The organism is Streptomyces sp. NPDC045899, assembly GCF_056431485.1.
Map to the genome: position 1 here is coordinate 253,661 of NZ_JBWKKP010000003.1, position 21,175 is coordinate 274,835.

The following is a 21,175-nucleotide window of genomic DNA, read 5'->3' on the forward strand; positions in this document are numbered from 1 at the left end:
CGCCGCCGTATCTCTCCGACCCTGCCGGGCCCACGCTACGGGCGCGCCGGGCCCGGTGTGGCGGGCGCCGGGGACGGGATCACCCACACGGAGGGTCCGCGGCGGGGACGCGCTCGCCCCGCGCGGTGCCGCCCCGGACGCCACCCGGCCCGCGCGGCACGGGGAGTGGGGTCTGAGACAGTGGGGACATGAACGCGAGCAGCACCCCCGGGGCGGGGCGTACCGGTCATGTGATCGTCATCGGTGGCGGGATCTCGGGCCTGGCGGCGGCCCACCGGCTGCTGGAGGCCGGGGCGCGGGTGACCGTCCTGGAGGCGACGGAGCGGCTGGGCGGAAAGCTGCGCGCGGGGGAGATCGAGGGCGTTCCGGTGGACCTCGGCGCCGAGTCGATGCTCGCCCGGCGCCCCGAGGCGGTGGACCTGGCGCGCGCGGTCGGCATCGGTGAGCGTCTCCAGTCCCCGGCGACGGCGAACGCCTCCCTGTGGACGCGCGGTGAGCTGCGGCCGCTGCCCAAGGGACATCTGATGGGCGTGCCCGGGGAGCTCGGCCCGCTGGCCGATTCGGGGGTGATCTCGCGGGAGGGACTCACGCGGATCGCCCAGGAGGAGACACTGCCTCCCACGGAGGTCGGCGAGGATGTGGCGCTCGGTGAGTTCATCGCGGCACGGCTCGGCCGGGAGGTCGTCGACCGGCTCGTCGAGCCGCTGCTCGGCGGGGTGTACGCGGGCGATGTCTACCGCACCTCGATGCGCGCGTCGGTGCCCACCCTGTTCGAGGTGGCGCGCTCCGGGCGCCCGCTGACCGAGGGGGTGCGGGAGCTGGTCGCGCGGGCCGCGCGGCGCCAGGGCGGCCCGGTCTTCATGGGGATCGACGGCGGCGTCGGACGGCTGCCGCTCGCGGTGGCCGACGCGGTGCGCGCCCGGGGCGGCGAGATCCGCACCCACACCCCCGTACGGGAGCTGCGGCGGACCGCCGACGGCTGGGCCGTCGCCACCGACGGCGGCGCGCTCCGGGCCGACGCGGTGGTGCTGGCCGCTCCCGCGCCCGCCGCCGCGCGGCTGCTCGCCGCCGACTCCCCGGCCGCCTCGGCCGAGCTGGCCACCGTCGACTACGCCTCGATGGCACTGATCACCATGGCCTTCCGCCGCGCGGACGTGGACGCGGTCGCCCGGGGCAGCGGCTTCCTGGTGCCACCGGTCGACCGTCACAGGATCAAGGCGGCCACCTTCTCCAGCCGCAAATGGGGCTGGCTGCGGGAGGCGGACTCCGAACTGTTCGTGCTGCGTACCTCGATCGGGCGGTTCGAGGACGAGGACGACCTCAGGCGCGACGACGCCGATCTGGTGGGGATGTCGCTCACCGATCTGGGCGAGGCGGTCGGCCTCACCGCCCGTCCGGTCGCCACCCGGGTCGACCGCTGGGACGGCGGACTTCCGCAGTACCCGGTGGGCCATCTGGACCGGGTCGCCCGCATCCGCGCGGAGGTCACCAAGCTGCCGGGGCTGCGGGTGTGCGGCGCGGTCTACGACGGTGTCGGCATCCCCGCGTGCGTCGCCAGCGCCCGCCGGGCCGCCGATGAGGTGCTGGAGCACACCGGGGCCACCCTGGGGCCGGACGCCGGAGACCGGGGGCGAGAATGGGGAGCATGACTGCTGCTCCTGACAAGACTCCCCACGCCGGCAAGAAGGCCAAGGACCTCAATGAGGTCATCCGCTACACCCTGTGGTCGGTGTTCCGGCTGCGCGACGTGCTGCCGGAGGACCGCACCGGCTACGCCGACGAGGTCGAGGAGCTCTTCGCCCAGCTCGCCGCCAAGGACGTCACCGTGCGCGGCACCTACGACGTCTCCGGGCTGCGCGCCGACGCGGACGTCATGATCTGGTGGCACTCGGAGACCTCCGACGCCCTCCAGGAGGCGTACAACCTCTTCCGCCGCACCCGGCTCGGGCGGGCCCTGGAGCCGGTCTGGTCGAACATGGCGCTGCACCGCCCCGCGGAGTTCAACAAGTCGCACATCCCCGCCTTCCTCGCGGACGAGCAGGCGCGTGACTATGTCAGCGTCTACCCCTTCGTGCGCTCCTACGACTGGTACCTGCTGCCCGACGAGGACCGCCGCCGGATGCTCGCCGACCACGGCAAGATGGCCCGCGGCTACCCCGACGTGCGCGCCAACACCGTCGCCTCCTTCTCGCTCGGCGACTACGAGTGGATCCTCGCCTTCGAGGCGGACGAACTGCACCGGATCGTCGACCTCATGCGTCATCTGCGCTCCTCCGAGGCGCGCCGCCATGTGCGCGAGGAGGTGCCGTTCTACACCGGACGGCGCAAGGAGGTCTCCGAGCTGGTCGCCGGGCTCGCCTGACGGGACGCCGCCCCCGCCGCCGCGCCCGGGGCGTCAGGACCTCACGGGGTCCCGGGCAGTGCGGCGGGCTGCTTGCCGGAGTCGGGCAGCGGGGCCGGTTCCGGCTGCGGTTCGGGCTGGGCGCGGCCCGCGCAGTCGGCGCTCCGGCCGGGGACCTTCCCGGTCAGCAGATAGGTGTCGACATGGCGGTTGACGCAGTCATCGGGCCCGCCCCACAGCCCGTGCGTCCCCGCGTTCCGCTCGGTCACCAGGGAGGAGCCGGGCAGCCGCCGCCACAGCTCCTTCGCCCCCGCGTAGGGCGTGGCCGCGTCGCGTTCGGCCGCCAGCAGCAGGACCGGTGGCAGGGCACCGCGGCCCCGCCCGGTGCGGGTTCCGGCACCGACGTCGACGGGGTGCTGGTGCTTCAGCGGCCAGAACGCGCACGGCAGGTTCATCGCGACGTTGTCCCACGTCTCGAAGGGCGCCCGGCGGGCCAGCGCGGTGTTGTCCCGGTCCCAGGTGGCCCAGGTGCGTGGCCAGGGCGCGTCATTGCACTCCACCGCCGTGTAGACGGCGGTGCCGTTCTCGTCCTCGGCCGCCGTGGCGGGGTCGGGCGCTGCCAGGGCGGTCAGCGGGGCGGAGTCACCGCGCAGATAGGCGGCCAGCGCCCGGGCGCTCGGGTCCCAGTAGGCGTCGTTGTAACCGGTCCGCAGGAACGCGTTCTGGAGCTGCGCGGTGCCCACCGTCCCCGCGGGCTCCCGCGTCAGCCGCGCCCGTGCCTTCTCGTACGAGGCGAGCACCCGCGCCGCGGTGTCGCCGAGGTGATAGACGGCGTCATGGCGGGCCACCCAGGTGCGCCAGTCCCGCCAGCGGCGCTCGAAGGCGAGTGACTGCTCCAGGTTGTTGCGGTACCAGATCTGCCAGGGGTCGGGGTTGACCACGCTGTCGAAGACCATCCGCCGCACATGGCCGGGGAAGAGCGTGGCGTACACCGCGCCGTAGTACGTGCCGTACGAGGCGCCCATGAAGGTCAGCCGCCGCTCGCCGAGCGCCGCGCGCAGCACATCGAGGTCCCGGGCGTTGTTGAGTGTGGTGTAGTGCGCGAGCGCGGATCCCGCGCGGCGGGCGCAGCCGCGCGCGTACGCCTGCGCCCGGGTCACCAGGCGCCGTTTGAACGCCGCCGACGGATGGGGCGGTGAGCTGGTCGGTGCCTTGGCGTAGGCGGCGGGCGACTGGCAGGACAGCGGCGCGGAGCGGCCGACCCCCCGGGGCGCGTAGCCGACGAAGTCGTAGACCGCCGCCACCCGCCGGAACCGCTCCTCGGTCGCGTACGAGGGGAACGCCATCCCGCTGGCGCCGGGTCCGCCCGGGTTGTAGACCAGTGCCCCCTGGCGGCGGGTCGCGGGGCCGGTGGCGCGCACCCGGCTGACGGTGAGCGAGATCTGCGGGCCGTCGGGCCGGGCGTAGTCCAGCGGGACGGAGACCGTGCCGCAGGCGATGGGGGCGGCCAGCCCCTCGGCGAGGGGGCAGCGGCCGAAGTCGATCCCGTGGGTGGTGGCCCGCCGGGCGGCGAGCGCGAGCCCCCGCGCTTCGGCGGAGCGGCCGGCGGGAGCCGCCGCGGCCGGTGCGGGGGCGACGGGGGAGGCGGGGGACGCGGACCAGGCGGCCGCGGCCGCCAGGGTGGCCGTGGCCCCGGCGGTCCCGGCGGCCCGGGCCCGGCCGTCGACGGCGCCGGTGGTGGCCGCCCCGGCCGCCCCTGCCGCCGCGGGGGAGGCGGCGGGCGCGGCCAGCGGACGCCCGGTGGCCGGGGCCGCGAGCAGTGTGGTCATCCCCAGTGACAGGGACAGCGGTCCGAGGATGCCGTACAGCGCTGCTGCTCTCACAAGCCATCCCTTTCCGCGGTGCGCGGTGCTGCGTGACGCGATAAAAGGCATGTTTCGTGCGGTTGTTGGCTGTGTAAAGCACCGCGTGGCGGTGTCGGGGTCATTGACCCCAATGCGCCTTCAGCGCCGCGCGCAGCGCGGGATCGGAGAGCGCGGCGGTGCCGTGGACGGCGACCGCGGTGAGCAGCTCGCCGTCGTCACCGCCCGGATCCGCCGCCGCTCCGCCGCCCCGCGCCGCGGCCCGGCGCGGCGGGACGTCGATCCGGCCCAGCAGCTGCTGTCCGGCCGGGGACGCCCAGCGCGAGTAGGGGTGCGCCTCCACCCGGGCGATCACCAGACAGGCCGCGGTGAGGACCAGCGGCAGGATGAACCAGGCCGCCACCGGTCCGTGCCCCGGGGCGGGCGGCACCAGCAGCAGCGCGCCCGCGGCCGACAGCAGCACCAGCACACACGCCGCCCCGACCTGCCGCACCGCGGCGGCCACATCGGTCCGCGCGGCGGCGGAGACCGCGAGCCCCGCGCCCACCAGCCGGTCGGCCAGGGCCCGCACCGGTTCGGCGGCGGCGAGCGCGGCCCGGACGGCCGGTACGGGCGACTGGCCCTCGGGGCCTATCGCGGAGATCACCGAACGTTCGAGCTCGTCGCGGCCCTCGGGGTCCACCACCGTGACCCAGCCGGTGTGCGCGAGCAGCAGACGGCGCTCGCGGTACATCGCCACCATCGCGAGATCGCCGACCCGGCGCGGGCCGCCCGCCAGGAAGGCCGTCTCGTACAGGCCCAGCGCCGCCCGGCCCACGGCCGGATCGGGATCCAGGGGGTGGGCGGCCGCGACCGCTGCCCGGCACAGCCGGACGCAGCTGATCACCGCGGCACCCCAGGCGACGAGCAGGAACGGGACCCACAACATGGCCGAGTTCTACTGGACCCGGCCCCGGCGCGCCACAGTTTTCACGATGTGGAACGGCACGGGCGGTTCACGCACCCCCGACGGGGGCGTCCGCACCGTGCCGTCCCGGAGCTCAGCCGCCGCCGCAGCCCCCGCCGCCACCGCAGCTCGAGCCACCCCCGCAGCTCGATCCGCCGCCGCACGAGGACCCGCCCCCGCAGGAGGAGGCGCTGCCGCAGGACGAGCCGCCGCCCCCACCGTCTCCGCCGCACCACCCACCGTCGGAGGAGTCCACCACGGAGATGCTGACGTCCCCGCCGAGGCCGCCCGACGCGGCGGCCGAGGCCGCGCCCGCCTCCAGCAGCTGGTCCCGCAGCGCCTCGTCCGCGGTCAGCGCCACCGCGCCGCCCAGGGCGACGGCCACCGCCACGCCGGTCATGGCCTGGGCGCCGTACGGGTCGTGGTGATGGCCCGGTCCGTGGCCTCCCGGCCCGGACGGGCCCGGACGGTCGTCCGGCACCGTGGCGGGCGGGGGAGCGGCCGGGGCACGGTGCTCCGCCGCCGAGGTGTACGTCCGCAGCGCCCGCTTCCCGGCCCCGGTCACCCGGCGCCGGCCCGCGGTCGCGCAGGCCGCGCCGGTGACGAAGCCGAGGAACAGCGCGGGGAGGACCGCGACGATGAACGGCAGGTCGGCCCGGCTGTCGCCGTCCTGGGCGACCGTGACCCAGATGCCCACGAACACCCCTGTCCAGGAGGCCACGATCTGCGTGATCGCCCAGCGCCGCCAGAAGCGGATCCGCTCGGGCCGCGCCATCAGCCCCCGACGCGCCAGCCCGTCGCCGATCGCCTGCACCTCCAGACTGCGCATCAGCTTCCGGCGCAGCAGGGCCAGTCCGCCGTGCGGCGCCTGGGCGCAGTGCCTGAGCAGCGCGTTCTCCACGGGGTGGCGCCCGACCGGCTGCCGTACCGAGACCACGCCGGGGCCGCCGACCGCCAGCCGTCCGTCGCTGTGCATCGCGCTGATCACGGTGTCGGCCACCCGGCCGGGCCCGCCCGCCAGGAAGGCCGCCTCCAGGGCGTCGTGCGCCTCGGGGGCCGCCGTGGGCCCGCCCGCGGTACGGGACCTGACGGTGCCCGTGATGAGGGTCGCGATGGAGGCGGCAGCCGCCGCGTAGACCAGGACCACTGTCGCGATCATGTCCGTCACCTTCCGCTCAGGGCGTGGCGCAGGGCGCGGGTGAGGCGGGCCGCGGGGTTCGCCCGCAGCGGTGCCGGTCCCGACCGCTCCTTCCACCACTGGGTCAGCCGCCGCCGTGCCGCCGGGTCCCGGGGCAGGTCCTCGGCGAGCAGGTGCTCGGCGAACAACAGGGCGTCGCGGCGGTAGCCGCCGGTCATCGGGCGGCGGTCCGCGTACGCCAGGAAGGCGGGGCGGAACCCGTCGCCCAGGATCTCCGGCAGTTCGGGCGCCACATGGGCGATCACCGAGGCGCGCTTGGCCGTCAGCGCCGCGCTCTGGACGCGCAGCCGCCGCCGGTCGAAGCCTTCGGGGGCCGGGGTGCCCGCGACGAGCGCGGACAGCAGGGAGGTCTGGGCGAGCGCGAGCCGCTGCCGGGCGGCGTCGAGCGCGGCCTCGCCGGGACCGCCGGCCGCCGGGCGGAGGTCCGGGGCCCCGGGGACCCACGGGGTCGCGGGCGCCGTCCCCGCCGCCGTCACCGCGCGGATGGCGTCGAGTTCGCCCGCCAGCTCCCCGGCCGACGGGAAGTCCTCATCGCGCTCCAGCAGCACTCCGGGCGGCGCCGTCCGCGCGCACAGCTCGGCGAGGACGTCCAGGACGGGCTGGGTCACCGGGTGGGCGTGGCTGTCGTGCCACACCCCGTCCCGCTCCACCCCGCCGGCCACATGGACATAGGCGATGGCCTCGGTCGGCAGCTCGTCCAGTGCCTTGGCCGGGTCCTCGCCCCGGTTGACGTGGTTGGTGTGGAGGTTGGCGACGTCGATCAGCAGCCGCACTCCGGTCCGCTCCACCAACTCGGCCAGAAACCGCCCCTCCGTCATCTCCTCGCCGGGCCAGGAGATCAGTGCCGCGATGTTCTCCAGCGCGAGCGGCACCGGCAGCGCGTCCTGCGCGATCCGCACGTTCGCGCAGAGCACGTCGAGCGCGTCCCGGGTACGGGGCACGGGCAGCAGATGGCCCGCCTCGATCACGGGTGACGCGGTCCTCGCGCCCCCGGCCCGTACGAACGCGATGTGCTCGGTGACCAGCGGGGCGCCCAGCGCCTCCGCCCGTTCGCCGAGCGCCTTGAGCCGCTCGGGGTCGGGCGGTTCGGCGCCGCCCAGGCCCAGTGAGACGCCGTGCGGCACCACGGTGGTGCCGCGCTCCCGCAGTCGCTCCAGCGCGTCGGGCACATGGCCGGGGCAGACGTTCTCCGCGACCACCTCCACCCAGTCGATGCCGGGCAGTCCCGCGATGTCATCGGCGATTTCCGGTCGCCAGCCGATTCCGGTACCGAGGCGCACCATGCTCCCCCTCCTCGTTCCGTCCCGCGTTCCCCGCGGTGTGTTCTCGCGTGCCGGGGTAATGACCCCACAGGAACAGGACGAACCCCCGGCCCGTACGGTTCAGAGCTTCATTTGAGCTTCGGTGGCGCGCTCCGGGAGACCCGCCGGGGGCGGGGACGGGGCCGTCCCCGGGCCCGTCCCGGACGCCCCGGAGCCCGCGCGGCGGCGGATGTCCGGGCTGATGTGAATGGTCACCGGGCGTCCTGAGTTGCGGAATTTCGTCACTGTTACAAAATTTTGGGCCCCTGTGGCGACAGGTGTTCGGAGGGGAAAATAGGATCGTGTGGTCGTGAGGGGATGGAAGATCACACCTTTGTGCCGCGCCCGCGCGCGGAGTGAGCGTGGGGGCAAGACGTGCAGGGCAGTAGCGACAACAACGCGGCGGGGAAGCACCGGAAGCACCGCCGTGCCGCGCCTCCGAAGGTCCGGGGCGGGGGGCCGGTTTTCCCGGGGCGCCGCCGCCGTTCGGCGGCCTCGGGGCGCGGGCTCATGCGGGTGCGCCGCTGGATGGCCGGACGGGTCCGGCTGGACTACCCCCGGGCGGGCCGCAGGGGGGTGTTGCGCTGGCTGCCGTCCTGGCGCCAGACGTCCCTGCTCTTCCTCTTCTGCGTGGGAATCCTCACCGGGCTGCTGAGCTTTCTCTATATGCGGACCGACATACCCGAGGACCTGAACGACTTCGCTACCCAGCAGGACAACGTCTACTACTGGGCCGACGGCAGCGAGATGGCCCGCACCGGACCGGTCAACCGCCAGGAGGTCCCCCTCGGCAAGGTGCCGGAGAAGGTCCAGTGGGCCGTTCTGGCCGCCGAGAACGCCAGTTTCTACTCCGACAGCGGGGTTTCGCCCAGCGGGCTGATGCGCGCCGTGACCCGGATGGTGACCGGCGGGGAGACCCAGGGCGGCTCCACCATCACCCAGCAGTACGTGAAGAACGCCTATCTGAACCAGCGCCAGACCTTCTCCCGCAAGCTCACCGAGATGTTCATGGCGATCAAGCTGGACGACCGGATGAGCAAGCAGGAGATTCTCCAGCGCTATCTGAACACCAGCTGGTTCGGCCGGGGCACCTACGGCATTCAGCGGGCCGCCTACGCGTATTACGGCAAGGACGTCTCAGAGCTGAATCCGAGTGAGGGCGCGATGCTCGCCGCCCTGCTCAAGGGCGCCGGGTCGTTCGACCCCACGCTCGGTGAGAAGAACCGCCAGCGGGTGACGGAGCGCTGGGAGTGGGTGCTCGACCGGATGGTGGACATCGGCAAGCTCTCGCGCGAGGAGCGCGCGAAGTACACCAAGTTCCCCGAGCCCAAGGCACCGCCCAAGCCCGCCGGGCTGACCGGACAGGTCGGATATCTGGTGGAGACCGCGCGGGCGTACGTCAGCTCCCACACCGATATCTCCGACGCCGACTTCGACCTCGGCGGGTACCAGATCCACACCACCTTCGAGAAGCCGAAGGTGACGGCGCTGGCCAAGTCGGTGAAGAAGGCGCGTGCCTCGTTCGACCCCGACGAGCGGCGGGGTGACCGCCATGTGCGGATCGGTGCCGCCTCGGTGGCGCCGGACGGCAGGATCGCCGCGCTGTACGGCGGACCGGGTTATCTGGAGCAGGGTTTCAACGACGCGAACGCCTCCAACGTGCCCGCCGGTACGGCCTTCACCCCGTTCGTCTACGCCGCCGGACTGCGCGACGGCGTGCTGCTCGACCGCGAAGGCCCGCGGGAACCCGTGACGCCCACCAGTCTCTACGACGGCAACAACAAGGTGGCCGTGCGGACGCCGGAGGGGCCGTACTGGGACCGCAGCGGGAAGATCGTGCGGGCGAACAACGAGGGCGACCGGTCCTACGGCCAGGTCAGCCTGCGCCAGGCCATGGTGCAGTCGATCAACACCCCGATGATGCAGCTCGGCATGGACGTCGGGCTGGACCGGGTCCGTCGCGCCTCCATCGACGCGGGGATGCTGCCCAGCAGCTTCGGCGCCCGGGTGCCCGCGTTCTCGCTCGGTACCGCCACCCCCAGCTCGATCCGGATGGCCAGCGCCTACGGGACGTTCGCCGCCCAGGGGATGCACGCACCGCCGTACTCGGTCACCGGACTCACCCGCAACGGGGACAAGTTCCAGCTCCGCAGGGACGCCACGAAGCGGGCGTTCAGCGCGACGGTCGCGAACCAGGTGGACGACGCGCTGCGCGGCGCGGTCCAGAGCGAGTCGGGTTCGGCGCGGGCCGCCCGGGTGGCCGGATCCGAGGTGGCGGGGAAGCGCGGGATGTCCCAGGACGACACCTCGGCCTGGTTCATCGGCTACACCAAGAAGCTGTCGACGGCGGTGTCCCTGTCGCGGGTGGACCCCAAGACCCAGGAGCTGCTGCCGCTGGAGGACTTGGGCGGGGCGGGCGCGGTCTCCTCGGTGGACGAGTATCCGCTGTCCATCTGGACGCGCTATATGACGGCGGCCGGCCGGGGGTGACGGCCGGGGATACCGGCCGGGAGTGAGAATCGTCCGGGCATGAAAAGGAATCACCCCCGGGAGCAATCCCGGGGGTGAGGGAACAAGGATCCGGACCGGCTACTTCTTGGTGAAGGTCCGCCAGTCCGGGGATTCCGCCGGATCCAGCATCCGCAGTTTCGCGAGGACTTCCGGGTCCTGGGCGTCCATCCAGTCGGCGAGCTGCTTGAACGATACGCACCGCACACCTTCACGAGGACAGACGCTCCGCATCACGTCCTCGATGGCCTGCATATAAATGCCGCCGTTCCAGTCCTCGAAGTGGTTTCCGATGAACAGCGGGGCGCGGCTGCCGTGGTAGACACGGTCGAAGCCGTTCAGATAGCCCTCACGGGTCAGCCGCTCCCACTCCGGGTACTTCGCCGGATCGCCCTCGGTGCTGTCCCCGGACTGGTTGAAGAGGAAGTTGAAGTCCATCGACAGGACCTGCTTCTCACTCTCCGGGTACGGCACCAGCTGCAGGGGGAAGTTCCAGATGTCGTTGACCTTCGACGGCCAGATCTGGAAGTCGCCCGGTGAACTGGCGTCATAACGCCAGCCGAGTGACTTGATGACCGGGAGCAGATTCTTCTGCCCCTCCAGGCACGGCGCGCGGCCACCCGCCAGTTCCACGTCGTAGTCGAAGGGCAGGGGCTTGATATCGGTGAAGCCGGTGTTGGTCTTCCAGTTCTTCACAAACGAATATGCCTGCTCGGTCTCGCTCTTCCACTCCTCAGTGGTCCAGTCCTGGCCGCCCTTGGTGCCGCAGAAATGACCGTTGAAGTGGGAGCCGATCTCGTTGCCCTCCCGCCAGGCACCGCTCAGCTGTTGCAGTGTCTCCCGGATGTGCTCGTCGGTCGGGAACGATATGGCGGCCGACCCCTGCTTGTGCTGGGGCGGCCGGTAGAGACCGCTTTTGGACTTGGGCAGCAGATACATACCGCTCAGGAAGAACGTCATGGTGGCGTTCGACTCCCGCGCGACCCGGCGGAACCGCGAGAAGAGCTGGTCGTCGCCCTCCAGGGCGCCGTCCCAGGAGAACACCACGAACTGCGGCGGCTTCTCACCGGGCTTGAGCTTCCGCGGCTTCAGCTGTTTGGGCTGCGGGCCCGTATAGGAAGTGGAGCCGTCACCGAGGACCTTGACCTTGCCGTCCCAGTCGGCGTACTTCTCCTTCTTCTTTTTCGCCTCCTTGGGCAAGCGGTCCGATCTCGGGGAGGCGGCGGCCGCCGGGACGTCTCCGTCCGGTGTGTCCCCCACACCTCCGCGCGAGGTCAGGGCTATCAGCAGGGCCACCACGACGGCCACGGCGGTGAGCGCGCCGAGGGGCCCCACCACTCCGTGGGCACTCCGCGCGATTAAAGCCTTCCACGCCTTCATGATCTTCAGCGCCTTCAACGGGTCCGCCCCCAGCACCAATACAGATGTACGTCCCCTCCAGTATCACAGAAGTATCACCTGCTCTTCACATCGGTCCCGTCACCAGCCGGTCAGCAGCAGATGATTGATGAGAAGTGCCACCGTGGCCTGGACCATAAGCCAGCGGCGCCGGTCCCGCACGGGCAGCAGAGCGGTTCCGGGCAGCATCCACAGGAGGAACGGCAGCCAGATGCGTTCCGTCTCCGCCTTGCTCATACCGGACAGATCGGCCACGGCCAGGGCGAGCAGCGCGGCGAAGGTCAGCACCAGCAGCCCGTCCGGGGCACCGGACGCGCCCCCGCGCAGCCGCCGCAGCGCCCCCGGGGCGGCCGCCGCCACCCGGCGCGCACCGGCCACACAGGCCGGGCCCGCGGCCACCCCCGCCACGGCGAGATTGGCCCACACCCAGTAGGCGTACGGCCGGTCCGAGGCCACGCCCTGGTAGTAGCGCTCGACCAGCAGGTCGTACCCCTCCCACCAGGCGAATCCGGACAGTGTGAACACCCCCGCCACCAGGGCGACTCCGCCCAGTACCCAGGGCAGCGGCCGCACCGTACGGGCCAGGAGCAGTACGGCCAGGGCGGGCAGTGCCAGCAGGGTGAGCCCGTAGGAGAGATAGGCGGTGAACCCCAGCAGCAGCCCCGATGCCAGTGCCACGGCGCCCGGCGCGCGCACCGTACGCCGCGCCGCGAGCGCCAGCAGCGCCAGACCCCAGGCGGCCACGGCCGCGAAGTAGCCGTCCGCGGAGGCACCGGCCCACACCGCCGTCGGGGCCAGCACCAGGAACGGGGCGGCGATGCGGGCCGCCCCCTCCTCGCCCAGCGCCCGCAGGGCCACCAGCACCGCGACCGCCGCCGAACTCCCCACCGTGACGCAGAACGCGCCCGCCCATGCCCCGCCGCCCAGCCCCAGCCGGTCCAGCCCGACGAACGTGAGCACCGCACCCGGCGGATGGCCCGCGATATGCGCCGGCCAGTGGTCGGGCTGGGTCAGCAGGATGTGCTCGGTGAACCCGCGCAGAGCCGCGCCGATGTCATCGAAGCGGTCCACACCGCGCAGATACTCATGGCGCTGGGTCAGCCGCCCGGCCAGCCCCCGCCCCCAGCCGTCGACCAGCGCCAGCGACCAGGTCCACGCCATGGCCGTCCCCCACACCGCCACCAGCAGCCCGCGCCACGGCAGCCGCATCGCGAGCCGTGGTCCGTGGACGACGACGAGCACGGCGACGGCCAGCGCGGCGGGCGTACCCGGCCCCACATGGGGCAGCCAGTCGGCGTAGAGCGGCGCCCAGTCGACGTACAGGGAGTGGTAGGCGCGCTGGATCAGGGTGCCGACGACGGCGGCGACCGCGAACAGGACGGCGCCCGCCACGGCGGTCAGCACGTCGAGGCGGCGGCCGGACCGGAGGGCCTGGGGGGTGCCCGGGCCGCGGTCGCCGGGGGAGGGGGGCCGCACGGGGCGGAGGGGGAGCCTCGCAGGGCGGAGGGGGAGCTTCACGACCTCACGCTACGTCCCGGCACCGGCCGGAGGTGCGCCGCGCCGCGGCCCGTCACCGAACCGTCAGATCCGTGCGGTGTTCCGCGCCGTGCCCCCGGCGCCACCGCGCTGACGTCAGCGTTTCGTCATCGGTTCACACCCCCGGAAAGCCCCCTGGCGGCTCTACGGTCGAGCCATGAGCCCCCCTTCCCACCCCGGCGGGCGCCGCACCCCATGGCGGAGCCCCCTGCGCGGTCCCTGGCTGACGTCCGTCTTCGGACTGCTGCTGCTCGTCGGCATCCCCGTGCTCTTCGTGACCGGTCTGCTCTCGTACGCGGCCTACAACCCCGGCCTGTCCCCGGTCAACGACAAGACACCGGACAAGGGGCTGCTCGGCTTCTATCTCTTCGACTGGCCGACGCACCCCTCCTGGCTCTACCGCGTCACCCAGGGCGTCCACGTCACCCTCGGCATCGTGCTCATCCCCGTCCTGCTGGCCAAGCTCTGGTCGGTCGTCCCCAAGCTCTTCGAACGGCCGCCGGTGCGGTCCCTGGCGCACGGGCTGGAACGGCTGTCGCTGCTGGCCCTGGTCGGCGGCGGGCTCTTCGTGTTCGCCACCGGTGTGCTCAACGTCCAGCTGGACTACATCTTCCCGGGGTCCTTCTACCCGCTGCACTTCTACGGGTCCTGGGTCTTCATGGCCGCCTTCGTCGTCCACGCGGTGCTGCGCTTCCCCCGGATGGTGCGTTCGCTGAAGGGCCGTGACCTGCGGGCGGAGCTGCGCACACCGGTCTCACGCACCAAGCCGGAACCACCGGACGAGACCGGTCTGGTGAGCCCCGACCCCGCCCCGCCCACCATCTCGCGCCGTGGCGCGCTCGGCATGGTCGGCGCCGGGTCGGCCGCCCTGCTGGTGGTGACCGCGGGCCAGAGCATCGGCGGACCGCTGCGCGAGACCGCGCTGCTCGCCCCGCACAACCGCGAACCCGGCCGGGGCCCCAATGGCTTCCAGATCAACAAGACCGCCGCGGGCGTCGGCATCACCGCCCGCGACATGGGCGCCGACTGGCGGCTGGTGCTGCGCGGCGGGGACCGCGAACTCGCCCTGACCCGTCAGGAGGTGCTGCGGCTGCCCCAGCACGGCGCGGCGCTCCCCATCGCCTGCGTGGAGGGGTGGTCCACCCCCGACCAGCGGTGGGAGGGCGTACGGCTGGCCGATCTCGCCGCGCTCGTCGGCCTCGGCGGCCAGCCGCCGGGCGTCCTGGTGGAATCCCTCCAGCGGCATGGCTCCTTCCGCACCGTCGCCCTCCGCGACAACCAGGTCCGCGACCCGCGCTCACTGCTCGCCCTCAAGGTCAACGGCGCGGAACTGTCACCGGACCACGGCTACCCCGCGCGGATCATCGTCCCCAACGCGCCGGGTGTGCAGAACACCAAATGGGTCGGACGGCTGAGCTTCGGGGAGACGGTATGAGGCGCTTCGGTTTCCGGCGCGGATACGGCGATTCGCCGTGGCATCTGCTCGCGCTGCTCTGCTCGTTCGCGCTGACCGCGTACGCCGGGGTCCGGCTGCTCGACGGCGACTGGCTGGGCATCGTGCTCTGGATCGTGGGCGCGGCGGTCCTGCACGACCTGGTGCTGCTGCCGCTGTACGCGCTCGCCGACCGCGCGGTGAGCGCGGCCCAGCCCGCCCCCGCCTCCTGGATCAACCACGTCCGGGTGCCCGCCTTTCTCTCCGGACTGTTGCTGCTGGTGTGGTTCCCGCTGATCCTGGGTGAGCAGAAGCGGCGCTACGAACGCTCGACCGGGCTGTCCGCCGATGTCTTCCTGGGGCGCTGGCTGTTGATCAGCGCCGCGCTGTTCGCGGCGTCGGCCCTGTGGCTGGGCCTCCGGCTCTGGCGCGCCCGCGCCCGCCGGGCCCCGCGTCCGAGCCCGCCCGCGCCGTGAGCGCGTGGCTCGCGCACTTCTGGGGATGCGACGCCCCGCCTTCTGACCCCGCCCTGGGCGGGGTCAGAAGGCGGGGCGCTTCTCGGTCCCGGACCGCCGGGGGCGGACAGGCCGGTCGGCGGTGCGGGTGGGGGTTCACCGCACCGCCGACCGGGGTCAGGGGGCCGGGGGGTGTCAGCCCTCGGGAGACGTACGCGCTCCGGGCAGCACCCGCCGCAGGGCCACGAAGTCGCGGTCGAGCGCCGACCACCGCTCGACGGCGCTCCAGCCCGCCGCATCCGCGTGGCGCAGCAGGGCGGGGGCGCCCACCCGGGCCCAGGGGAAGTCCGTGCCGACGCCGCCGTGTCCGTCGTCCACCCGGACCCGCACCCGTTCGTCGAGGTCCGCCGGTGCCACCTCGACGAGCACCAGCCCTTCCGGGGCGAGGATCCGGCCGACCCGGGCGAGCAGGGCCCGCGGATCGCCGCCGATGCCGATGTTGCCGTCGATCAGCAGCGCCGTACCCCAGCGCCCCTCACCCGGAATCGGCTCGAACACCGAGCGGCACAGGGCCGGTCCGCCCGCGCCGATCGTGCGGGCGACCGCCGCCTGGCTCATATCGATGCCCAGGCAGGGACGGCCCAGCAGGGCGAGTGCGGCCACCAGCCGTCCGGGGCCGCAGCCGATGTCGAGGACGGGGCCCCGGCAGCGCGTCAGTACGGTGCGGTCGGCGGGGTCGGCGTCCGCGCACCAGCGTTCGACCTCCAGCGGCAGCATCCAGCCGTCGGAGCGGCGCAGATACAGCGGGCCGCGTCCGGTGCGCAGCGCCCGCGTATAGGGGTCGGCACGCCATGAGGCCGGCTGCGCCCGGCCGTCGGCACGCTCACGCAGCCGGACGGCGTCCGGCCCGGTTCCGTTCCGTATCGACCCGGCCGCGCTCATCGGGCGCCCGCCCGGACCGGCATCCGGGACAGGGTCCGGGCGAACCGGCTGCCCGGGGCGGCCGCCGCCACCTTCAGCGCGTCGCTCGCGGTGTCGAGGTCGCGCAGGACCGGCAGGTCGTACACCCGCAGCCCGGCGTCGACGAGCCGACGGCGCTGTACGGCACCGGTGGTGGCGGTGGACATCGGCACCCCGCGCAGCAGCGCCGGGTCCGGGTCGGACAGGCCCAGGGCCCAGAAGCCACCGTCGGCGGCCGGGCCGAACCAGGCGTCGCGGCGTGTCCAGCCGCGCGGGTCCAGCACCGGGGCGAGCAGTGCGGGGGTGATCTGCGGGGTGTCCATGCCGAGCAGCAGCGTGGGTCCGTGGCAGTGCGCGAAGGCGTGCGCCAGCCGTTCGTCGAGACCGCCGCGGCATTGCGGGATGACCTCGAAGCCGAGCGGCAGCCATCTCCCCGGACGGCCGTCCAGCGCCAGCACCCGGCGGTGCGCGGGCATCCCGGCCACGGTGCGGAGGGTGTCGGTGAGGGCGGCCTCGGCGAGTGCCGCGGCCTCCACCGGGGTGTACGGGGGAGTGAGCCGGGTCTTCACCCGGCCCGCCACCGGCTCCTTGGCGATGACGAGCAGGGTGACCTTCGTCCGTGCGCCGTTCCGCGACGCGCCGCGCGCGGGGCTCACCGGGCAGTCCTGACCTGGCGGCTGACCTCGGCGACGGGTACCGGCGGCCGGTCGTGGAGCACCGCGCGCATATCGCGCACCGCGTGCCAGGTGCCCCGCCAGGTGCCGGTGACCTTCGACCGCCCCGCGCGCGGCAGATACGGCACGTCGCGTTCCTCGATCCGCCATTCCGCGTCGGAGCCGCGCACCACCATCTGCAGCGGATAGCCGCTGCGCCGGTCGCTGAGACCGAGGTCCAGCAGCGGTGCGCGGCGGGCCGCGCGCAGCGGGCCGAGGTCGTGCAGCCGCAGACCGGTCCGGCGGCGCAGCATCCGGGCGAGGGCGAGGTTGCCGGCCCGGGCGTGCGCGGGCCAGGTGCCGCGCCCCTGGGGGCGGCGGCGTCCCAGCACCAGATCCGCGCCGCCCTCGGCGAGGGTGGCGACGAAGCCGGTCAGCAGTCCGGGGTCGAGCGTGGCGTCGCAGTCGCAGAAGCAGACGAACTCCGCCTCGGCGGCCAGGAGTCCGGCGTGGCAGGCCGCCCCGAAGCCGCGGCGGGGCTCGTGTACGACGGTCGCTCCGTGGTCGCGGGCGATGGCGGCCGAGCCGTCCGTGGAGCCGTTGTCGACGACGATGGCGCGCCAGCCGTCGGGGATGCGGGCCAGCACCCAGGGCAGGGCGTCGGCCTCGTCCAGGCATGGCAGAACGACATCGGCGCGGGGAACACCGTCGGAACGGGGGGTGATCGCATGTGTCACGCGCTCCACACTACGGAGACGAAAGCGGCATTTCTGACTTCGGGACCTTACGAAACACGGACGTCGCCGGTCCCCGGCCACACCGGGGTGGGCCCGGATCCGGCCAGGTGCGAGGCTGTGGCCATGCAGCAGACCCCCACCCCCGGTCGGGTCCTCGTCGTGGACGACGATCCGACTGTCGCCGAGGTCGTCGCCGGATACCTCGACCGCGCGGGCTATGACGTCGACCGGGCCGCCGACGGCCCCGAGGCGCTCGCCCGCGCCGCCGCCCGCTGGCCCGACCTGGTCGTCCTCGATCTGATGCTGCCGGGCATGGACGGGCTCCAGGTGTGCCGGACGCTCCGCGAGCGGGGGCCGGTGCCGGTCATCATGCTCACCGCGCGCGGCGACGAGGACGACCGGATCCTCGGCCTGGAGATCGGCGCGGACGACTATGTGACCAAGCCGTTCAGCCCGCGCGAACTGGTGCTGCGCGTGGAGTCGGTACTCCGCCGCAGCCGTACCGGGCCGCGGGTCGTCCACCTCGGCGGGGCGCCCGGCGGAACCGGCGGCAGCGGTCCAGGCGGTGAGCCCGCGCCGCGGGACGGTGTGCTCCGGCACGCCGGGATCACCCTCGACCCCGCCGCCCGCCGTGCCACCCGGGAGGGCCGGGAACTCGCCCTCACCCTCCGCGAGTTCGACCTGCTGGCGCATCTGCTGCGGAACCCCGGTGTGGCCTGCACCCGCGAGGAGCTGATGCGGGACGTGTGGGGCTGGGACTTCGGCGATCTGTCCACCGTCACCGTCCATGTGCGGCGGTTGCGCGGGAAGATCGAGGACGATCCGGGCGCACCGCGCCTCATCCAGACCGTCTGGGGCGTCGGCTACCGCTTCGACGCCCCGTCCGGGTCCGCCGCCGCGGACCACGAGGGCGAGGGCTGACCGCCGTGCGAGACATCCTCCTGATGGCCCTGTTCGCGTTCCTCGGCGCCGCCGCGGCCGGGCTGCTCGGCGCGCTCGCGCTGCGGCTGCTGCGCGGACGTTCCGTCGCCGTGTCCCTCACCGTGGTCGCCGCCGTCACGGTCACCGCGATGCTGACGGGCACCCTCGCCGTCGCCTGGGCCATGTTCCTGTCCGCGCACGACCTCTCGGTCGTCACCACCGTCTGCGCGATGGCCGCCGTGGTGTCGATGGCCACCGCGGTGCTGCTGGGCCGGTGGGTCGTGGCGCGCAGCAACGAGCTGACACAGGCGGCCCGTTCGTTCGGTGACGGCGGTGCCTTCGCCGCCCCCGACGGCGAGGCCACCGCCGAACTCGCCGCCCTCGGCCGTGCCCTCGCCGACACCAGCGCCAGACTCGCCGCCTCCCGCGAACGCGAACGGGCCCTGGAGGCCTCACGCCGTGAGCTCGTCGCCTGGATCTCCCACGACCTGCGCACCCCGCTGGCCGGACTCCGGGCGATGTCGGAAGCGCTGGAGGACGGGATGGTGCCCGACCCGGAACGCTATCTGCGGCAGATCCGCACCGAGGTGGAACGGCTCAACGGGATGGTCGGCGACCTGTTCGAACTCTCCCGCATCCACGCCGGGGCGCTGTCCCTCAGCCTCACCCGGGTCTCCGTCTACGACCTGGTCGGGGACGCCCTCGCGGGCGCCGATCCGCTCGCCAGGGAACTGGGCGTACGGCTGATCGGCAACTCCGTCGACCCCGTTCCCATCGAGGTCGACGGCAAGGAGATGACCCGCGTCCTGGGCAACCTCCTCGTCAACGCCATCCGCCGCACCCCGGCCGACGGTACGGTCGCGGTCACCGCCGAGCGCGAGGCGGACCATGTGGTGCTGTCGGTGACGGACGGCTGCGGCGGCATCCCCGAGGAGGACCTGCCGCGCGTCTTCGACACCGGCTGGCGCGGCAGCCACGCCCGTACGCCCCCGGCGGGCGCGGGCCTGGGCCTCGCCATCGTCCGCGGCATCGTCGAGGCCCACGACGGCCGCGCCGCGGTCCACAACGTGGTCGGCGGCTGCCGCTTCGAGGTCCGCCTCCCCGCGGCAGGCGTCTGACCCCTCCCGGCCCGGCGGCGTCTGGCCGGCGGGCCGCCGGGCCGCAGGCGGGATCGGCGATGGCGGCTCCCGTCGGCGCGGTCCGCGGTGTGTCCGCGTGGGCTTCCCGGAGTGCGCTGGGGTCGGCGCGGAGCGACGCCGTCGCGGGCGCCCGGCGCGCCAGCGGGTCCGGCGTGACCGGGGACCCGTGACGGCTGTTGCGTCGTGCGGTGGGCGTGACGCCCGTCCCCGTCACGCTTCCGTGTGCGGCGCCGCCGCACGCGGATGTCCTGCCGTGGCCGGACGAGCCCGGCGTGGCCTGGGGCGCCCGGGTCCCGAGGGGAGCGGCCCGCCGCCGACCGATGATGGCCCATGCCGCCAACGGCTGGGGCGGAGCGTGCGGTTCGTGGCGCGTACGCGCGGGCCGCCGGGGGCGCTGAGGGCCGGCGCCGGCCATCGCCGCCGGGCGTCGGTGCGGAGCCGCGCTCCGCGTGACCTTCGCGCACCCGCGGGGTGAGCCCGGTGCGATCCGCGCGGCCGGGGTGCCCGCGCGCCGCCGACCGGGGATGGCTCATGCCGCCAGGGTCCGGTGCGGTGCGTGCGGTGCGTGGCACGTCGGCGCGCTCCGGTGGGCCTTGCGAGGTGAGCCCGGCCCGGCCGGGACCGGGTATCGGCCGTACTGCCACGCGTCAGCGCAGGGGTGCGCCCGGTCCCGGACGGGGGCCGGGACCGGGCGCGGTACGTGGGGGCTACGGGACCGGGGCGGGCTGGGGCGTCGCGCGCTGGGGGGCGCGGGCGAACTCGGCCATGCCGTCCACGAACGGCACCGTCGCCCGCCACCCCAGCCGTTCCCGGATCCGCCGCGACGAGGCGGTGATGTGGCGGACGTCGCCGAGCCGGTACTCGCCGGTCACCACCGGTGCCGGACCGCCGTGGGCCGCCGCGAGGGCGGCCGCCATCCCGCCCACGGTCTGCGGGTCGTCGCTCCCGGTGTTGTACGCGGTCAGCGCGCCCGCCTCCGTCGCTTCGGCGCCCGCCTCCAGCGCGGCCACGTTCGCCGCCGCCACATCGCGTACGTGGATGAAGTCCCGGCGCTGACCGCCGTCCTCGAAGACGGTCGGTGCCTCACCGCGCGCGAGGGCCGAGCGGAAGAAGGAGGCGACACCCGCGTACGGGGTGTCGCGCGGCATCCCCGGGCCGTAGACGTTGTGGTAGCGCAGGGACACCGCGCGGCCGTCCACGGCCCGCGCCCACGCCGCCGCCAGATGCTCCTGCGCCAGCTTCGTCGTGGCGTAGACATTGCGCGGATCGGCCGGGGCGTCCTCCCCGACGAGCCCCGCCACCAGCGGAGTACCGCACCGCGGGCAGGGCGGTTCGAACCGGCCCGCCGCGAGATCGGCCTCCGCGCGGGGACCGGGCCGCACCCATCCGTGCCGGGGGCAGTCGTAGCGCCCCTCCCCGTAGACGACCATCGACCCGGCGAGCACCAGGGTCCGCACCCCGCCTGCGGCCATGGCCGCCAGCAAGACGGCGGTGCCCAGGTCATTGCAGCCGACGTAGTCCGGCGCGTCGGCGAAGTCCTTGCCGAGGCCGACCATCGCCGCCTGGTGGCAGACCGCGTCCACGCCGCGCAGCGCGGCGTCCACCGCCGCGCGGTCCCGTACGTCGGCGTGGATCCACTCGGCGTCGGGCAGCGGTGGCGGTGCCGGGTGGGCGGCCGGGAGCAGGGCGTCGAGGACGACCGGCTCATGGCCGTGGGCGGTGAGTGCGGTGACGATGTGCGAGCCGATGAAGCCCGCGCCTCCGGTGACCAGTACGCGCATGGGGGCG

The 21,175-nt window shown here is 73.9% G+C and carries 17 protein-coding genes; 7 read left to right on the plus strand and 10 right to left on the minus strand.

What is annotated here, in order from left to right:
- Positions 1-188: 188 nt before the first annotated feature.
- A complete protein-coding gene (gene hemG / locus AC07FT_RS05790) occupies positions 189-1,649 on the plus strand; it encodes a protoporphyrinogen oxidase (protein WP_479174243.1) in 1,461 nt (486 codons plus the stop codon).
- Positions 1,637-2,362 (plus strand): hydrogen peroxide-dependent heme synthase, encoded by a 726-nt coding sequence (gene hemQ / locus AC07FT_RS05795; RefSeq protein ID WP_479174245.1) that lies wholly within the window; start codon positions 1,637-1,639, stop codon positions 2,360-2,362. Before hemG ends, hemQ begins: the two co-directional genes overlap by 13 nt.
- A 41-nt stretch (positions 2,363-2,403) precedes the next feature.
- On the opposite strand, the gene AC07FT_RS05800 is transcribed toward hemQ, so the two are convergent.
- The 4 genes from AC07FT_RS05800 to AC07FT_RS05815 all read right to left on the minus strand — a co-directional run bounded on the left by AC07FT_RS05800 (position 2,404) and on the right by AC07FT_RS05815 (position 7,630).
- Entirely contained in the window at positions 2,404-4,224 is a 1,821-nt protein-coding gene (locus AC07FT_RS05800; protein ID WP_479174247.1) for an alpha/beta hydrolase, read from the minus strand.
- Between the two features lie 100 nt (positions 4,225-4,324).
- Complete coding sequence (locus tag AC07FT_RS05805; RefSeq protein WP_479174249.1) at positions 4,325-5,131, minus strand: TIGR04222 domain-containing membrane protein; 807 nt, start codon at positions 5,129-5,131, stop codon at positions 4,325-4,327.
- A gap of 112 nt (positions 5,132-5,243) precedes the next feature.
- Positions 5,244-6,308 carry a TIGR04222 domain-containing membrane protein gene (locus AC07FT_RS05810; protein ID WP_479174251.1) on the minus strand — a complete coding sequence of 355 codons (1,065 nt, stop codon included), beginning with the start codon at positions 6,306-6,308 and terminating at the stop codon, positions 5,244-5,246.
- Positions 6,309-6,313: 5 nt separating this feature from the next.
- Complete coding sequence (locus AC07FT_RS05815) at positions 6,314-7,630, minus strand: multinuclear nonheme iron-dependent oxidase (protein ID WP_479174253.1); 1,317 nt, start codon at positions 7,628-7,630, stop codon at positions 6,314-6,316.
- A gap of 546 nt (positions 7,631-8,176) precedes the next feature.
- On the opposite strand from AC07FT_RS05815, the gene AC07FT_RS05820 reads away from it, so the two are divergent.
- On the plus strand, positions 8,177-10,138 hold the full coding sequence (locus tag AC07FT_RS05820; protein WP_479174255.1) for a transglycosylase domain-containing protein: 1,962 nt from the start codon (positions 8,177-8,179) through the stop codon (positions 10,136-10,138).
- A gap of 99 nt (positions 10,139-10,237) precedes the next feature.
- Here the strand turns inward: AC07FT_RS05820 and AC07FT_RS05825 are convergent, their stop codons facing one another.
- Together AC07FT_RS05825 and AC07FT_RS05830 are read right to left on the minus strand one after the other, a co-directional pair.
- On the minus strand, positions 10,238-11,536 hold the full coding sequence (locus AC07FT_RS05825) for a polysaccharide deacetylase family protein (protein ID WP_479174522.1): 1,299 nt from the start codon (positions 11,534-11,536) through the stop codon (positions 10,238-10,240).
- A gap of 99 nt (positions 11,537-11,635) precedes the next feature.
- A complete protein-coding gene (locus tag AC07FT_RS05830) occupies positions 11,636-13,030 on the minus strand; it encodes a hypothetical protein (RefSeq protein WP_479174257.1) in 1,395 nt (464 codons plus the stop codon).
- Positions 13,031-13,247: 217 nt separating this feature from the next.
- Between AC07FT_RS05830 and AC07FT_RS05835 the strand changes: the two genes are divergently transcribed.
- Together AC07FT_RS05835 and AC07FT_RS05840 are read left to right on the plus strand one after the other, a co-directional pair.
- Positions 13,248-14,525 carry a molybdopterin-dependent oxidoreductase gene (locus tag AC07FT_RS05835; protein ID WP_479174259.1) on the plus strand — a complete coding sequence of 426 codons (1,278 nt, stop codon included), beginning with the start codon at positions 13,248-13,250 and terminating at the stop codon, positions 14,523-14,525.
- Positions 14,522-14,998, plus strand: coding sequence for a hypothetical protein (locus AC07FT_RS05840; RefSeq protein ID WP_479174261.1), 477 nt, complete (start codon positions 14,522-14,524; stop codon positions 14,996-14,998). The genes AC07FT_RS05835 and AC07FT_RS05840 overlap by 4 nt, the downstream gene beginning before the upstream one ends.
- 174 nt (positions 14,999-15,172) lie before the next feature.
- Here the strand turns inward: AC07FT_RS05840 and AC07FT_RS05845 are convergent, their stop codons facing one another.
- The 3 genes from AC07FT_RS05845 to AC07FT_RS05855 are packed head-to-tail and all read right to left on the minus strand — an operon-like array spanning position 15,173 to position 17,327.
- On the minus strand, positions 15,173-15,919 hold the full coding sequence (locus tag AC07FT_RS05845; RefSeq protein WP_479174263.1) for a methyltransferase domain-containing protein: 747 nt from the start codon (positions 15,917-15,919) through the stop codon (positions 15,173-15,175).
- Positions 15,916-16,593 carry a TIGR04282 family arsenosugar biosynthesis glycosyltransferase gene (locus AC07FT_RS05850; RefSeq protein WP_479174265.1) on the minus strand — a complete coding sequence of 226 codons (678 nt, stop codon included), beginning with the start codon at positions 16,591-16,593 and terminating at the stop codon, positions 15,916-15,918. Before AC07FT_RS05850 ends, AC07FT_RS05845 begins: the two co-directional genes overlap by 4 nt.
- Positions 16,590-17,327 (minus strand): glycosyltransferase family 2 protein, encoded by a 738-nt coding sequence (locus AC07FT_RS05855; protein ID WP_479174267.1) that lies wholly within the window; start codon positions 17,325-17,327, stop codon positions 16,590-16,592. The genes AC07FT_RS05850 and AC07FT_RS05855 overlap by 4 nt, the downstream gene beginning before the upstream one ends.
- Before the next feature lie 123 nt (positions 17,328-17,450).
- Between AC07FT_RS05855 and AC07FT_RS05860 the strand changes: the two genes are divergently transcribed.
- Together AC07FT_RS05860 and AC07FT_RS05865 are read left to right on the plus strand one after the other, a co-directional pair.
- A complete protein-coding gene (locus AC07FT_RS05860) occupies positions 17,451-18,248 on the plus strand; it encodes a response regulator transcription factor (RefSeq protein ID WP_471193032.1) in 798 nt (265 codons plus the stop codon).
- A gap of 5 nt (positions 18,249-18,253) precedes the next feature.
- Entirely contained in the window at positions 18,254-19,366 is a 1,113-nt protein-coding gene (locus tag AC07FT_RS05865; protein ID WP_479174269.1) for a sensor histidine kinase, read from the plus strand.
- 728 nt (positions 19,367-20,094) lie between these two features.
- Here AC07FT_RS05865 and AC07FT_RS05870 read toward each other — a convergent pair.
- Complete coding sequence (locus AC07FT_RS05870) at positions 20,095-21,168, minus strand: NAD-dependent epimerase/dehydratase family protein (RefSeq protein WP_479174271.1); 1,074 nt, start codon at positions 21,166-21,168, stop codon at positions 20,095-20,097.
- Between the last annotated feature and the right edge of the window lie 7 nt (positions 21,169-21,175).

What these genes read in the sequence shown, in the direction of transcription:
- hemG (WP_479174243.1), top strand. Translation starts at nt 189, where the DNA reads ATGAACGCGAGCAGCACCCCCGGGGCGGGGCGTACCGGTCATGTGATC.
- hemQ (WP_479174245.1), top strand. Translation starts at nt 1,637, where the DNA reads ATGGGGAGCATGACTGCTGCTCCTGACAAGACTCCCCACGCCGGCAAG.
- AC07FT_RS05805 (WP_479174249.1), bottom strand. Translation starts at nt 5,131, where the DNA reads ATGTTGTGGGTCCCGTTCCTGCTCGTCGCCTGGGGTGCCGCGGTGATC.
- AC07FT_RS05810 (WP_479174251.1), bottom strand. Translation starts at nt 6,308, where the DNA reads ATGATCGCGACAGTGGTCCTGGTCTACGCGGCGGCTGCCGCCTCCATC.
- AC07FT_RS05815 (WP_479174253.1), bottom strand. Translation starts at nt 7,630, where the DNA reads ATGGTGCGCCTCGGTACCGGAATCGGCTGGCGACCGGAAATCGCCGAT.
- AC07FT_RS05820 (WP_479174255.1), top strand. Translation starts at nt 8,177, where the DNA reads ATGGCCGGACGGGTCCGGCTGGACTACCCCCGGGCGGGCCGCAGGGGG.
- AC07FT_RS05825 (WP_479174522.1), bottom strand. Translation starts at nt 11,536, where the DNA reads ATGAAGGCGTGGAAGGCTTTAATCGCGCGGAGTGCCCACGGAGTGGTG.
- AC07FT_RS05835 (WP_479174259.1), top strand. Translation starts at nt 13,248, where the DNA reads ATGAGCCCCCCTTCCCACCCCGGCGGGCGCCGCACCCCATGGCGGAGC.
- AC07FT_RS05840 (WP_479174261.1), top strand. Translation starts at nt 14,522, where the DNA reads ATGAGGCGCTTCGGTTTCCGGCGCGGATACGGCGATTCGCCGTGGCAT.
- AC07FT_RS05845 (WP_479174263.1), bottom strand. Translation starts at nt 15,919, where the DNA reads ATGAGCGCGGCCGGGTCGATACGGAACGGAACCGGGCCGGACGCCGTC.
- AC07FT_RS05860 (WP_471193032.1), top strand. Translation starts at nt 17,451, where the DNA reads ATGCAGCAGACCCCCACCCCCGGTCGGGTCCTCGTCGTGGACGACGAT.
- AC07FT_RS05870 (WP_479174271.1), bottom strand. Translation starts at nt 21,168, where the DNA reads ATGCGCGTACTGGTCACCGGAGGCGCGGGCTTCATCGGCTCGCACATC.